Genomic DNA, 13477 nt, shown 5'->3' on the forward strand with positions numbered 1-13477 from the left:
GTCACCATGTCCAACCCCTGCATTATCTGCGTTGCCATCACCGGCAGCCTGCCCCGCAAGGAAAACAACCCCGCCGTTCCCATTACCATCGAGGAGCAGATCGAGAGCACCCAGGCAGCCTTCGAGGCCGGGGCGACCATCGCCCACTGCCACGTGCGTAACGACGACCAGACGCCGAGCTCCGATCCGGAGAAGTTCGGTCGCCTGCTGGAAGGTCTGAAGAAACACTGCCCGGGCATGATCATCCAGCTCTCCACCGGTGGTCGCTCCGGTGCCGGCGAGGAGCGCGGCGGCATGCTGCCGCTCAAGCCGGACATGGCGAGCCTCTCGGTGGGTTCCAACAACTTCCCCAACCGCGTCTACGAGAACTCGCCCCAGCTGGTCGACTGGCTGGCCGAGGAGATGCTCAAGTACGACATCAAGCCCGAGATCGAGGCCTTCGATCTGTCGCACATCCACCAGGCGGTGAATCTCTCGAAGCAGGGCAAGCTCAAGGCGCCGCTCTATGTGCAGTTCGTGATGGGCGTGAAGAACGCCATGCCGGCCGACAAGCCGACCTTCGACTTCTACATCGAGACCCTGAAGCGCCTGGCGCCGGATGCCCAGTGGTGCGGCGCCGGTGTCGGCCCCAACCAGCTGATGCTCAACGAGTGGTCCATCGCCGCGGGCGGCCATACCCGCACCGGCCTCGAGGATAACGTGCGCATCGACCGCGACACCCTGGCGCCCTCCAATGCGGCCCTGGTCGAACGCGCCGTGGCACTGTGCGAGAAGTACGAGCGCCCGGTCGCGACCTGGCAGCAGGCCCGCGAGATCCTCGGCCTGCAGGCTGCCTGAGCCCCTTTAGGGCATACCGAAGCGCCGCCTTCAGCCACTGAAGGCGGCGCTTTGCATCTTTGAACATCAATGCAGCAGGAGGTGGATCGTGACGATGACAGCCGATGAGCGCACGCCCGATCTTGATGAGATCGGGCGCGTGGTGCAGCTCTATGTGGATGGTTTCCAGGGTGGCATGGACAAGCTCAGGGAGGCCTTCCATGAGGATGCCTGGATCCTGGCCCTGGATGCCGAGGGGGGATTCAGCAAGGATCTGATCAGCGACCGCTTCGAGCGCTGGGCGGCCAGCCACCGGCAGGTGAGCGGGCGTGTCATCCAGGTGACCCAGGCCGGCGAGGTGGCCAGCGTGCTGCTCGGCTTCGACAATACCGAGAACCTGGCGGACTCCTGGGTGGACGTGCTGGCCCTGATCAAGCTCGACGGGACCTGGAAGATCACACACAAGAGCGCCGTGCACAGCAGCCGGGCGGACTGGGCGAAGCCCTGATACTCCTGGCCTCAGCGCAGGCCGAACTTCTTCAGGCGGTAGGCATAGGCGGGGCGCGTCATGCCCAGCCGGCGTGCGGCAGCGGCGAGATTATCGTCGCTGTCCGCCTGGGCTGCCATCAGCATTTCCCTCTCGATATCCTCCAGCGTCAGCCCGGCGTCGAACAGCGCCTGGATAGACTGTCTGGGTGACGCCTCTCCGGCGCCCCCGCCGGGTGCGGCGGCCAGCCTCCCCGTGTTATCCAGCCCCTGGCCCTTCTCGCGCTCCAGGGTAGGGACCCGGTAGTTGCCGAACAGTGCACGCTCGGTGATGTGCTTGTGGTCGACGGTCAGAATGACGCCGCGTTCTATGCTGTTCTTCAGTTCACGAACGTTGCCCGGCCAGGCGTACTGCGACATGGCCGAGCGGGCCTGGTCCGAAAAGCCGAGGGTGCGGCGTTGGTAGTGGTGCTCGCAGCGGGCGAGAAAGTGCTCGGCCAGGGGCAGGATGTCCTCGCGGCGCTCGCGCAGGGGTGGCACCGTGAGGGTGAAGGCGTTGAGGCGGAAGAACAGGTCGCGGCGGAAGCGGCCCTCCTCGACGCGCTGGGCCAGATCGGCATGGGTGGCGGCAACGACGCGAACGTCGACATCCTGAAGCGCCTGGCCGCCAACGCGCTCGATCTGATGCTCCTGGAGGGCGCGCAACAGGGCGGCCTGGGCGCGGGGGGAGAGCTCGGCCAGCTCGTCGAGAAACAGGGTGCCTCCATCGGCACGCTCGAAGCGGCCCAGGCGTGACTGCACCGCACCGGTATAGGCGCCCTTTTCCACGCCGAACAGCTCCGACTCGATCAGTTCGGGCGGTATGGCCGCGCAGTTAACGGCGATGAAGGGGCCGTTGGCGCGCTGGCTCTGCTCGTGCAGGCGCTGGGCGAGAATCTCCTTGCCGGTGCCGGTTTCTCCCAGCAGCAGCACCGGCACCTCGGCGACGGCGGCGCTGTCGAGCATGGCGAGCATCTCGCGAAAGGCCGGCGCCGAGCCGATGGGGCCCCAGTCGTCGTCGCTGCGGCGCCGTGCGAGACCCCCCTCCAAGGTGGCCACCCGCGCCTGCAGCTCATAGAGCTCATCGATCAGCGGGGCTTCGCGGAGCAGGGCGGTAAAGGCCTCGTGGTCGGGCCACTCCTCGGCAAACTTGCCGACGATCCGGCACTGGGCATCCCCGCAGCCACGGCACTCCACCTCCCGATACTGCACCTCGCGCCCCAGCAGCTGAGTCGCATAGCCGGAGGCGTAGCCCAGCAGCGTCCAGCAGACCGGCATCTCCTGAACGCCCCGGGCGCGCCACACCTCCACCTCGAAGGAGCCCTTCCAGACGAACTCACTGCGGAAGTGGTTGTGCTCCGGGTCGACCTCCACGGTCACCGGAATGGCCTGGACATGCCCTTGCAGGGCATGCAGCTGTGGGCCAGCGAGGAAGCTCTCGCGCAGGCCCAGTCGCTCGCCGCGCAGTGACTCGCCGAGCTCGGCGTCCTGCAGCCCCGAGTAGTAGCCCAGGCGGATAAAGACGCCGCGGGCGCGCTCGATGCCCAGGGTCGTGACCAGCTCACTGCGGAAGAAGGCGGACGCCTGAAGCGACATCAGCAGCATGCGCTGCTCGCCGAGCCAGATCTGCCCCTCTTCCGGCAGGAAGCGCAGGGCATCCATCAGGTCGCGAGCGCTGGGGTACTGGGGAGTGCTTGAGGTCATGGAAAGCTCATAAGAAAGGCGCGGCGTCAGGATATCACCCATGCTGAGACGGGAGGCGACGCCCCGGATGATGATTTGCACAGGGGTGATGAAATGGTTAATCGATTTCAGCGAACGCGTGTTCGTATCGCGAACTCAGGTTGCCGGAAGTTAGCCTAGTGCCTTGAATATCTGAATTTTTCACATTCCGGCACGCTTCTTGACAGGTATATGGGCCAGGTGTCCGATGCTAACCTCTTGATTATACTAAAGTCTAAGAGGTGTGTCGCCGGCCCTGGGACGACAAGCCCATGACGACCAGACGGGTGACATTGATCATGCAAAACACAACAACGGTGCTTTCCCGGCACCTACCCTCACGTACCGTCGGGGCCCTGGCCCTGTTCGGTGCCCTGCTGCTGCCCCCGGCGGCGGCCAACGCGTCGGAAGCCCGCGAGCCGGCCGAGGTCTACCGCCAGGTCTGCGCCCACTGCCACGCCCCGGACGAGGCGGTCGGCCCGGTGATCACTAACGCCTTCCCCGAGGCGGCCCAGGAGGCCTGGGTCAACTATATCCGCATGACCGTGCGCAACGGCCGGGCCGCCATGCCCTCCTTTCGCCCGGCCAAGATCAGTGACGCCGAGCTTGAAGCGCTGAGCGCGGCCCTTGCTCGCGGTGAGTTTGCTGAAACCGCGACCGATGAGGAGTAATGCCATGCACCTGACGCGTCGACAGCTGCTCAAGAATGGCCTGCTGCTGGGCTCGGCGGCGCCGCTGACCATGGGGGCGGCCTGGGCCGGCCAGGCAACTCCGGGCGGGGCTCCCGTCCATGGCGAGATCCGCCTCTACGGCGTGGACCGCTCGACCACCGAGCTCGGCCTGGGGCTGCGCCAACAGGGCTGGGAGCCCCACTACGAAGGGCGTCTAGATCCCCTGGCGCTCAATGTGCTGCCCGCCGGCACCCTGGCCGCGGGCTTTACTGATGAGGCGGGCCTGGTACTGCTGACCAGCCTGCTTGCCGGCCGGGGGCAGATCCTGGCCCTGGGACGCCATGACGAGGGGCGCCACTACCTGCTGAGCCACCGTGGCCCGGTTGCCGAGCCGCTGGCGCTGTCCGGCGGCAGCTGGCAGTCCACCCTGGGACGCGAGTACGCCCGCCTAGCGCTGGCCGGCGATGCCGTCCGCGAGGTGCGCCAGTTCCGCCGCCCGGCCGACGCCGGCGCTCGCGAGTTGAGCTTCCTGGTCCGGGTCTGAGCCCCGAACACAACAATCGAGAGAACACCCCATGAGCACGACACAGCGCATTCTTCCCAAGGGCGTCAGCGAGGCGGACTTCGATGCCGCCCTGAGCCGCTTTCGCGATATCGTCGGGGCCGATAGCGTCTTGACCGAAGGGGGCCAGCTGGCGCCCTACACCAAGATCATGATGGCCGGTGATGACCGCGACTACATCCCCTCGGCGGCGGTGATGCCGACCAGCGCCGAGCAGGTCCAGGAGATCGTGCGGACCTGCAACGAGTTCAAGGTGCCGATCTGGACCATCTCCACCGGCAAGAACCTGGGCTATGGCTCGGCGGCGCCAGGGGAGACCGGCCAGGTGATCCTCGACCTTCACCGCATGAACCGCATCATCGAGGTCGACCCTGACTCCTGCACGGCGCTGGTGGAGCCCGGTGTCACCTACCAGCAGCTCTACGACCATATCCAGGAGAAGGGCTACAAGTTGTGGCTCTCCGTGCCGGCACCCTCGGCCATTGCCGGCCCGGTGGGCAACACCCTGGATCGCGGGGTGGGCTACACCCCCTACGGCGAGCACTTCATGTTCCAGTGCGGCATGGAGGTGGTGCTGGCCAACGGCGAGATGATCCGCACCGGCATGGGCGGCATCGAGAACTCGACCTCCTGGCAGGTCTTCAAGTGGGGCTATGGCCCCTACCTGGATGGCATCTTCTCCCAGTCCAACTACGGGGTCGTCACCAAGATGGGGATGTGGCTGATGCCGGAGCCACCGGCCTATCGCCCCTTCCTGATCCAGTATCCCGATCCGGAGGACATCGAGGAGATCGTCGAGATCATGCGCCCGCTGCGCATCGCTCAGATCATCCCCAACGCCGTGGTGATCGTGCACACCCTGTGGGATGCCGGCACCCACGTGGAGCGCAAGGACTACTACGAGGGCCCGGAGTCCATTCCCCGCGAGGCCATCGAGCGGATCAAGCAGGACGAGGGGATCGGCGAGTGGAACATCTACGCCGCCCTCTACGGCACCCCCGAGCAGATCGAGGTCAACTGGAACATCATCGAGCAGGCCTTCAGCAAGAGCGGCAAGGCCCAGATCATGTACGGCGAGGAGGCCGAGAAGCGCGGCGGCGGCTTCGAATACCGCTCGGCGCTGATGAAGGGCGAGATGAACCTGCAGGAGTTCGGCCTCTACAACTGGCGCGGGGGCGGCGGCTCCATGTGGTTCGCGCCGGTCTCCCAGGCCAAGGGCAGCGAGACCCGCGACCAGACCGAGCTGGCCCAGCAGATCCTCGGCAAGTACGGCTTCGACTACGTGGCCGAGTACATCGTCGGCTGGCGCGACATGCACCACGTGATCGATCTGCTCTACAACCGCCAGGACCCGGAAGAGACCCAGCGCGCCCATGACTGCTTCGCCGAGCTGATCGACGAGTTCGCCAAGCGCGGCTATGGCCTCTATCGCACCAACAATGAGTTCATGGAGCAGGTCGCCGGCACCTTCGGCGAGCCCCTGCGCGAGGTGCACCGCACCCTGAAGCAGGCCCTGGACCCCAACGGCATCCTGTCGCCCGGCAAGTCCGGCATTCGCCTGTAACCGTCCGTCGATGAACCGACCCTAAGGAAGAGATCAGATGAGCACTGCATACCGCGACTTTCACCTCCAGCCCATCGCCGGTGAGTGGCGTGAGGGCAGCAGCGAGCGCCGCGCCGAGGTCACCAACCCCTATGACGGCAGCGAGCTGCTGACCATTCGCCTGGCGAACGCAGACGATCTCGACGCCGCCTTCCTGGCCGCCGAGAAGGCCCAGGCCGAGTGGGCGGCGACCCCGCCGGCCGAGCGCAGCGCCGTGCTGCAGCGGGCGGTGGCGATCTTCGACGCCCGCAAGGAGGAGATCATCGACTGGCTGATCCGCGAGTCGGGCAGCACCCGGCTCAAGGCCAACGTCGAGTGGGGCGCCGCCCGGGGGATCACTCAGGAGGCCGCCAGCATGCCGGGGCGGGTCCACGGCATGACTCTGGCCTCCAACGTGCCGGGCAAGGAGAACCGCGTCTACCGCAAGCCGCTGGGCGTGGTCGGCGTGATCAGCCCCTGGAACTTCCCGCTGCACCTCTCCCAGCGCTCCATCGCCCCGGCGCTGGCCCTGGGCAATGCCGTGGTGGTCAAGCCGGCCAGCGATACGCCGGTCACCGGTGGCCTGCTGCTGGCCAAGATCTTCGAGGAGGCCGGCCTGCCCGAGGGGCTGCTCAGCGTGGTGGTCGGCGCCGGCAGCGAGATCGGCGACGCCTTCGTCGAGCACCGCGTGCCGCGGCTGATCTCCTTTACCGGCTCCACCCAGGTGGGTCGCGGCATCGGCCGCATCGCCAGCGGCGGCGAGCATATCAAGAAGGTCTCCCTGGAACTGGGCGGCAACAGCCCCTTCGTGGTGCTGGACGACGCAGATATCGATCAGGCGGTGAACGCCGCGGCCATGGGCAAGTTCCTGCACCAGGGCCAGATCTGCATGGCGGTCAACCGCATCATCGTGGCCGAGTCCCGGTATGACGCCTTCGTCGAGCGCTTCGTGGAGAAGGTCAAGAGGCTGGCGGTAGGAGACCCCGACGACATGGCCACCGTGGTGGGCCCGGTGATCAACTCCAAGCAGCGCGAGGGTCTGGAGGAGAAGATCGCCACCGCCAAGCGTGAGGGTGCGACCGTGCTGCTGGAGGGCGAGATCCAGGGCCAGCTGGTGCCGCCCCATGTGTTCGGCGACGTCACCGCGGAGATGGAGATCAGCCGCGAGGAGATCTTCGGCCCGCTGGTGGGCATCCAGAAGGCCCGCGACGAGGCTCACGCACTCGAACTGGCCAACGGCACCGAGTACGGCCTCTCCAGCGCGGTGTTCAGCGGCGACCTGGCCCGCGGCCTGCGTTTCGCCCAGGGCATCAAGGCGGGCATGACCCACGTCAACGACATGCCGGTCAACGACGAGGCCCACGTACCCTTCGGCGGCGAGAAGAACTCTGGCCTCGGTCGCTTCAACGGCGACTGGGCCATCGAGGAGTTTACCACCGACCACTGGATCAGCGTGCAGCACGCGCCGCGCGGCTATCCCTTCTGAGTCGTGATGCACCGGGCCGCCGGAAGGCGGCCCGGGTTCTTCGATCCACCGTGCAACACCAGGAGTAGATCCAATGAAGATTCAAGCGGCCGTGACCCTGGAGCAGGGCAGTGACTTCGAGTGGCAGGCAGTCGAGCTGGCAGAGCCGGGGCAGGGCGAGGTACGCATCCGCATCGTGGCCACCGGCGTCTGTCATACAGACGCCGTGGCCCGCGACCTGGGCATCGCCCCCTTCCCCATCGTGCTGGGCCACGAGGGGGCTGGCGTGGTGGAGGCCCTCGGCGAGGGGGTGACGGGGCTCGAGGTGGGCGATCATGTGGTGCTGTCGTTCGCCCACTGCGGCGGCTGCGACCACTGCCTGACCGGGCATCCCACCGTCTGCGATACCTTCAACGAGCTCAATTTCGGCGGCGCCATGGATGACGGCAGTCATCGCCTGGCGCGGGGCGATGAGGCGCTGGCCACCTTCTTTGGGCAGTCGTCGTTTGCCAGCCACGCTGTGGTCAGCGCTCGCAATGCCGTGAAGGTGGACCCGGAGGTGGACCTGGCGCTGCTTGGCCCGCTGGGCTGCGGGATCCAGACCGGCGCCGGCACGGTGCTTAATCGCCTCAAGCCGGCGTTCGGTTCGAGCCTGGTGGTCTATGGCTGCGGCGCCGTGGGCCTCAGTGCCATCATGGCGGCGAAGATTGCCGGCTGTCGCCATATCATCGCAGTGGACGTGCACGACACTCGCCTCGAGCTGGCTCGCGAGCTGGGCGCCACCCATGCCCTCAACGGCCAGCATGAAGAGGTGGTTGAGAGAATTCGTGAGATCACCAGCGGCGGCAGCCATTTCGCGGTGGAGACCACCGGGGTTCCAGTGGTGGTGCGCCAGTCGCTGAACGCGCTGCGCCCGCTCGGGGTCTCGGCCATCGTCGGCGTCACCCCCGAGGTCACCCTGGATGTGCATCACGACCTGATGGCCGAGGGCAAGTCGATGATCGGGGTGATCGAGGGCGACTCGGTGCCGCGAGTGTTCATCCCGCAGCTGGTGGCCTACTACAAGGAAGGGCGCTTCCCCTTCGATCGGCTGGTGAAGTTCTATGCGCCTGAGCAGATCAATCAGGCCTTCGAGGATTCGAAGAACGGTATCACCATCAAGCCGGTGCTGAAGATCGCCGGGTAGACTGGCTTACTCCGCAAACATCTCGAAGAACAGGCCGCGCAGCCAGCGGTTGCCGGCATCCTGATGAAAGCGGCGGTGCCAGAAGAGGTTGATGGGGATCTCGGGAAAGGGCAGGGGGTGTTCGCGCATCTCCAGCGCAAAACGCTCCCGGGTCGCCTCGGCAAACTTGTCGGTCACCGTGACCACCAGGTCGCTTTCGCTGACGATATAGGGCACGGCGGCGAAGTGGGGAAGCGCCAGACGAACCGGGCGCTCGATGCCCGCCCGGGCCAGCTGCTCCTCGACGATGCCGTGCCCGGTTCCCTTGGCCACCACCACCGCGTGGGTGGCGGCCCTGAAGTCGTTCATGTCGAAATCGCCCCCTGCCAGGGGGTGATCCTTCCGCATCAGGCAGACATAGCGCTGCACGAAAAGGCCCTGCTGATAGAAACCGGCGCCCAGCTGGGGAATCAGGCCGAGAGCCAGGTCGATCCGCCCGTTCTACATCTCCTTCTTCAGGTCTTCGTGGTGGCTGCGCACCGTGCTCAGCCGGATGCCGGGTGCCTCCCTGGCAAGATGCTCGAGCAGCCGGGGCAGAAAGACGATCTCGCCGATATCGGTCATGGCCAGGCTGAAGAGGCGTTCACTGGTGGTAGGGTCGAAGTCGTCGGGACGGTTCAGGGCCTGCTGCAGCTGGGCCAGGGCCTGGGCTACCGGCGGGTGCAGGCGGGTGGCTAGCGGAGTGGGCATCAGGCCGCGAGAGGTACGCTCGAACAGCTCGTCATCCAGCATTCGGCGCAGCCGCTTGAGGGCGTGGCTGACCGCGGGCTGAGTGATGCCCAGGCGCAGGGCGACGCGCTGGGTGTTCTGCTCCTGATAGAGAAGGTCGAAGAGCACCAGCAGGTTGATATCGATCTCCGAGAGCCGCTTCATGCCGCTTCACCTTGCCGATGGGGAGGCGGCTGACGTGTATTCTGAGGCTTCGACCATCGTCTAGGCACAAGGCTTCCTCTGGCTTGAACTGATTGATTCATCTTGTTATTAGCAATGCTTATGGTGCGAATGCAGGGGGCTGTGTGGCGCCTGAAGGTGCCCGGGCATAGCGTGACAGCCAACACCACAGGCCATCACAACAACCCATCACCACAACACTTGGCCACCCCTTCCCTGACAGGAGACTCCTCATGGTATCCGAGTCATCCAACCAGCGCCTTTCCATTGGCATCATCGGCGGCGGCATCGGCGGCGTGGCCTTCGCCGTGGCCCTGTCCCGTTCCACCGGCCTCGACGTCCAGCTCTTCGAGTCGGCGTCGCAGTTTTCCGAGATCGGCGCGGGGGTCTCCTTCGGCCCCAACGCCGTGCGCGCCATCCAGCGGCTCGGCCTCGAGAAGGCCTATCGCCGCATCGCCGACGCTTCTCCGGCGCCCTTCGAGGATGTCTGGTTCGAGTGGCGGCGCGGCAGCGACGACGGCTACCTGACCGCCACCCTGGCGCCCGGCTGCGGGCAGTCCTCGGTGCATCGTGCGGACTTCCTGGACGCCATCGTCGCCCAGCTGCCGACCGGCATCGCCCATTTCGGCAAGCGCTGCATCGAGGTCACCCAGGACGATGAGCGCGCCACCGCACGCTTTGCCGACGGCACCACCGTCAGCGCTGATATCCTGATCGGCTTCGACGGCATCAAGTCGGCGGTGCGCGAGCATGTGTTGCCCGCCGAGGCGTATGGCGAGTTCGCGCCCTTCTGGAGCGGCACCTACGCCTATCGCGGCATGATCCCCACTGCCCAGCTGGAAGACGCCCTGGAGGCCAGGGGCGCCGATCGGCGACTGGCCCTGGTGCCGCAGATGTACCTGGGCACCGATCGCCACATCCTGACCTTTCCGGTCAAGCAGTCGGAGCTGATCAACGTGGTGGCCTTTATCACCGACCGTTCCACCCCGAACCCCCGGCTTCCCGAAGGGGAGGAGTGGGTCCAGGCGGTCACCCAGCAGGAGATGCTGGAGGTCTTCGAGGGCTGGGGGGCGGCGTCGCAAGCCATCCTCGAGTGCATCCCCGAGCCGACCCGCTGGGCGCTGCACGAGCTGCCCGAACTGCCGCGCTACCACCGCGACCGGGTGCTGATCGTCGGCGATGCCGCCCACGCGCTGGTGCCCCATCAGGGCGCCGGTGCCGGCCAGGCGCTGGAGGATGCCCATGTGCTGGCCAGCCTGCTGGGTGATGAGGCCTGCAACCGGCAGAACGTCCAGCGTGTGCTGGCGGCCTTCGAGACGGTGCGCCATGCGCGGACCTGCAAGGTGCAGCGCACCTCCCACGAGGCGGGCAACGTCTATGAATACGCAGGCGTGGGTATCGGCGACGACGAGGCGAAGCTGATCGAGAACCTGGAGACCCGCTTCGACTGGTTGTGGAACCACGACCCCGAGGAGGATGTGGCGTCGGCGCAGCAGGTGCTGGAGTGGGAAGCGGCGCGGGCCTGAGATCCGTTCTTTCGCCATGCAGGGGGAGGGGAGGTCACTTCTTGCGTGCCTCTATGATGCGGTCGAGGATGTCGAGCAGCCACTCCCTCTCTCCCTCCTTCATGAAGGTGTCGAAGCCTTCCTCGCCCGACACCACCTTGCGATTGAGCCGTTCGGTGAAGGCCTTGCCCTGGTTGGTCAGGTAGAGGGCGTAGGAGCGGCGGTCGTGCTGGGACTTGCGCCGTTCCACTACCTCCAGGCTCTCCAGCTTGTCGATGGCCGCCACCATGGCGGAGCGATCCACATCCAAGGCAACAGACACGGCCGACTGGGTGAGTCCCGGATTGTGGTAGATGATGGCGAGGATGCTGAACAGCCCCGGGGTGATCCCTTCCTGGGCGCAGGCCTCGAAGAAGACATCGAAGTAGACCATCTGGGCACGGCGCAGCTTGTAGCCCAGGCGGGACTGCAGCATGGAGTAGTCGATACCGTTACGTTCGTCGCTGCCTGCCGAGGTGGCGCGATTGCTGCTAGCTGTCTGACTTGCCATGGTGGGCTTCCTTGGTAAAATGTTTGTAATATAAACAGTTTAAATTCTATCGTATATTATGCTACCAAGGCTCCCATGCCGAGGACAGTGTGCCGCACTGCCAGGTACGTACGAATCCATGATAATAATCGGAATCACGCCATGCTGACCCATACCTACCCCCGGCTGATCGAGTGGGGCGACTGTGACCCGGCGGGTATCGTCTTTCACCCCCGCTATCTGGCCTACTTCGATCACTGCACCAACCTGCTGTTCGCCAAGGCGGGCTTCGATCCGACGACGCTGCCGGCGCGCTTCGATGCCATCGGCTTTCCGGTGGTGGATCTGCGCACCCGCTTCCTGGCGCCCTGTCGTTTCGGTGATGAGGTGCGCATCGAGACACGGATCGCTGCTTTTCGCACCAGCAGCTTCGATGTGCAGCATGCCCTGCACCGCAATGACACCCTGGCCGTAGAGGCCACGGTGACCCGGGTCTGGGCGGGGCGGCATCGAGAGGACCCGACGCGTATGCAGTCCATGCCGATCCCGGAGGAGGTGAAGGCGGCCCTGGGCGCCCTGGACTGAACGGGGTGGCAGCATGCTCGGATGGACTGATCGATCAGCGCTTAGCTGGCCTGTCAGGTGGTCCTGAGGATGGGGTCCACTTTACCTTGGCTCGGCAGGCATGGCGCCTGCCGAGCCTTTTTCCGTTGGCTGTGTGGCAGTGGCCGCCTCCAGCGTCGCCATGAAGGCGCGGGCCACGGCGTCCAGCATGGCATCGCCGGCCAGGGCGGGGGGGTGCCAGAGGTGCATGTTGCGCTCGCCGAAGTCGGCCTCCACGGGCAGGCTCTGCAGGCCGAAGCGCGGGGCGGCGATATCGGTGACGCGCTTGGGCATGATGCTGAGGTAGTCGCCGGTGGGCAGGATGTTCAGGCAGATCATGGCGTCCCCGGCCAGGGTGATATGGGTATTCACCTGTTTGAGGCCGGCCTTCTGCAGGCGCTCCACCGGCGACTCTTCGAACTTGGCATAGGTGGCGATATTGATCCAGGGGTAGCCGCTCAGGTCGTCGATCTCGACCCGCTCCTGCTGGGCCAGGGGGTGATGGCGAGAGGCGAAGATGGCCAGGCGGTCCTCGAAGAGCGTGATCCGGTCGAGCTCCTGGCTGGCCGAGACCATCGTAGGCGCCACGGCGATGTCCAGCTCATCGTCGTTGATCTGCTCGAACAGCCGGTAGGGCGTGTCCACCCGGATCAGCAGCGACAGGTTCGGGTGGTGGTGCAGCAGTGACTCGGTGACGGTGTGCATCAAGAGGCTGGCCACCAAGGGGCCAACCCCGATGCGCAGCTCGGTTTGCATGCCCAGGCCGAAGCAAGTGGCGGACTGTTCGGCAGCCCACACCGACTTGGCAATGGCGCGCCCCTCCCTGGCCAGCATGCCGCCAAGGGTCGTATGGCGTACGCCATGGCGACTGCGAGTGAAGAGGGGTTCACCTGCCTGCATCTCCAGCGTCTGCATGTTCTTGGTCAGGGTCGGCTGGCTGATATGCAGCTTGCCGGCGGCCCGGCTGATGGAGCCGCAGTCCAGAACGATGGCCAGTTGCATCAGATGCTTGGCTTCCATGGCGGCGTCCTCGTCGCTACATGTATTCAAAAACTTTGTTCAAAGATAGTAAGAAGGAATTTTTGGAATCGCAAGGCCTGGGGCATGATAGGCAGGAGCACATTTCGTTTACTCATCGATAAATAGGTATCACAACAATGCGCATGAGAATCCTTGGAATTTCCCTGGCCCTCTGGGCCAGCGCCGCAGGGGCATCGGCAAATCCTGCACCCGGCGCCGCCCACTACTACCGGGAGCAGGGCATCGAGATCCCCGAGCCGCTGCGCGCCGAATGACGCCCGGATTCGCCGGTGCCGGGGTGACCGCTGTCGCCTGGCGGCCTTGGGTGCCGGCCATGCTCACTCCGCCTCTACCTCGCCGA

The 13477-nt window shown here is 65.6% G+C and carries 15 protein-coding genes; 10 read left to right on the forward strand and 5 right to left on the reverse strand.

What is annotated here, in order from left to right; translation table 11 throughout:
• Positions 1 to 6: 6 nt before the first annotated feature.
• The gene (locus ACM26W_RS02525) at positions 7 to 837 is read left to right on the forward strand and encodes a 3-keto-5-aminohexanoate cleavage protein (RefSeq protein ID WP_416139304.1); all 831 of its coding nucleotides are present in this window, start codon (positions 7 to 9) and stop codon (positions 835 to 837) included.
• Between the two features lie 94 nt (positions 838 to 931).
• Positions 932 to 1324: a nuclear transport factor 2 family protein gene (locus ACM26W_RS02530; protein WP_416140799.1), complete on the forward strand. Its 393-nt coding sequence runs from the start codon at positions 932 to 934 to the stop codon at positions 1322 to 1324.
• An 11-nt stretch (positions 1325 to 1335) separates the two neighbouring features.
• On the opposite strand, the gene ACM26W_RS02535 is transcribed toward ACM26W_RS02530, so the two are convergent.
• Positions 1336 to 3045, reverse strand: coding sequence for a sigma 54-interacting transcriptional regulator (locus tag ACM26W_RS02535; RefSeq protein WP_416139305.1), 1710 nt, complete (start codon positions 3043 to 3045; stop codon positions 1336 to 1338).
• A 317-nt stretch (positions 3046 to 3362) separates the two neighbouring features.
• On the opposite strand from ACM26W_RS02535, the gene ACM26W_RS02540 reads away from it, so the two are divergent.
• The 5 genes from ACM26W_RS02540 (at position 3363) to ACM26W_RS02560 (ending at position 8529) form a co-directional block, all read left to right on the forward strand.
• Positions 3363 to 3734, forward strand: a complete 372-nt coding sequence (locus ACM26W_RS02540; RefSeq protein WP_416139306.1) for a c-type cytochrome — start codon at positions 3363 to 3365, stop codon at positions 3732 to 3734.
• 4 nt (positions 3735 to 3738) lie between these two features.
• Positions 3739 to 4278, forward strand: coding sequence for a hypothetical protein (locus ACM26W_RS02545; protein ID WP_416139307.1), 540 nt, complete (start codon positions 3739 to 3741; stop codon positions 4276 to 4278).
• Positions 4279 to 4309: 31 nt separating this feature from the next.
• On the forward strand, positions 4310 to 5860 hold the full coding sequence (locus tag ACM26W_RS02550; protein WP_416139308.1) for an FAD-binding oxidoreductase: 1551 nt from the start codon (positions 4310 to 4312) through the stop codon (positions 5858 to 5860).
• A 37-nt stretch (positions 5861 to 5897) separates the two neighbouring features.
• On the forward strand, positions 5898 to 7364 hold the full coding sequence (locus ACM26W_RS02555) for an aldehyde dehydrogenase family protein (RefSeq protein ID WP_416139309.1): 1467 nt from the start codon (positions 5898 to 5900) through the stop codon (positions 7362 to 7364).
• A gap of 73 nt (positions 7365 to 7437) precedes the next feature.
• Complete coding sequence (locus ACM26W_RS02560; RefSeq protein ID WP_416139310.1) at positions 7438 to 8529, forward strand: NAD(P)-dependent alcohol dehydrogenase; 1092 nt, start codon at positions 7438 to 7440, stop codon at positions 8527 to 8529.
• A 6-nt stretch (positions 8530 to 8535) separates the two neighbouring features.
• Here the strand turns inward: ACM26W_RS02560 and ACM26W_RS02565 are convergent, their stop codons facing one another.
• On the reverse strand, positions 8536 to 9000 hold the full coding sequence (locus tag ACM26W_RS02565) for a LysR substrate-binding domain-containing protein (protein ID WP_416140800.1): 465 nt from the start codon (positions 8998 to 9000) through the stop codon (positions 8536 to 8538).
• A 9-nt stretch (positions 9001 to 9009) separates the two neighbouring features.
• Positions 9010 to 9441, reverse strand: a complete 432-nt coding sequence (locus ACM26W_RS02570; protein WP_416139311.1) for a LysR family transcriptional regulator — start codon at positions 9439 to 9441, stop codon at positions 9010 to 9012.
• Between the two features lie 251 nt (positions 9442 to 9692).
• On the opposite strand from ACM26W_RS02570, the gene salA reads away from it, so the two are divergent.
• Positions 9693 to 10985, forward strand: a complete 1293-nt coding sequence (gene salA / locus ACM26W_RS02575) for a salicylate 1-monooxygenase (protein ID WP_416139312.1) — start codon at positions 9693 to 9695, stop codon at positions 10983 to 10985.
• A gap of 34 nt (positions 10986 to 11019) precedes the next feature.
• On the opposite strand, the gene ACM26W_RS02580 is transcribed toward salA, so the two are convergent.
• On the reverse strand, positions 11020 to 11514 hold the full coding sequence (locus ACM26W_RS02580) for a MarR family winged helix-turn-helix transcriptional regulator (RefSeq protein WP_416139313.1): 495 nt from the start codon (positions 11512 to 11514) through the stop codon (positions 11020 to 11022).
• 141 nt (positions 11515 to 11655) lie between these two features.
• Here ACM26W_RS02580 and ACM26W_RS02585 point away from each other — a divergent pair, with 141 nt between their 5' ends.
• Positions 11656 to 12078, forward strand: a complete 423-nt coding sequence (locus ACM26W_RS02585; protein WP_416139314.1) for an acyl-CoA thioesterase — start codon at positions 11656 to 11658, stop codon at positions 12076 to 12078.
• Positions 12079 to 12159: 81 nt separating this feature from the next.
• On the opposite strand, the gene ACM26W_RS02590 is transcribed toward ACM26W_RS02585, so the two are convergent.
• Entirely contained in the window at positions 12160 to 13116 is a 957-nt protein-coding gene (locus ACM26W_RS02590) for a LysR family transcriptional regulator (protein ID WP_416139315.1), read from the reverse strand.
• Between the two features lie 143 nt (positions 13117 to 13259).
• Between ACM26W_RS02590 and ACM26W_RS02595 the strand changes: the two genes are divergently transcribed.
• Positions 13260 to 13391 (forward strand): hypothetical protein, encoded by a 132-nt coding sequence (locus ACM26W_RS02595; protein WP_416139316.1) that lies wholly within the window; start codon positions 13260 to 13262, stop codon positions 13389 to 13391.
• Positions 13392 to 13477 lie beyond the last annotated feature (86 nt).

This window comes from Halomonas sp. HK25, assembly GCF_047795635.1.
In the GTDB taxonomy this organism is placed as follows: Bacteria; Pseudomonadota; Gammaproteobacteria; order Pseudomonadales; family Halomonadaceae; genus Halomonas.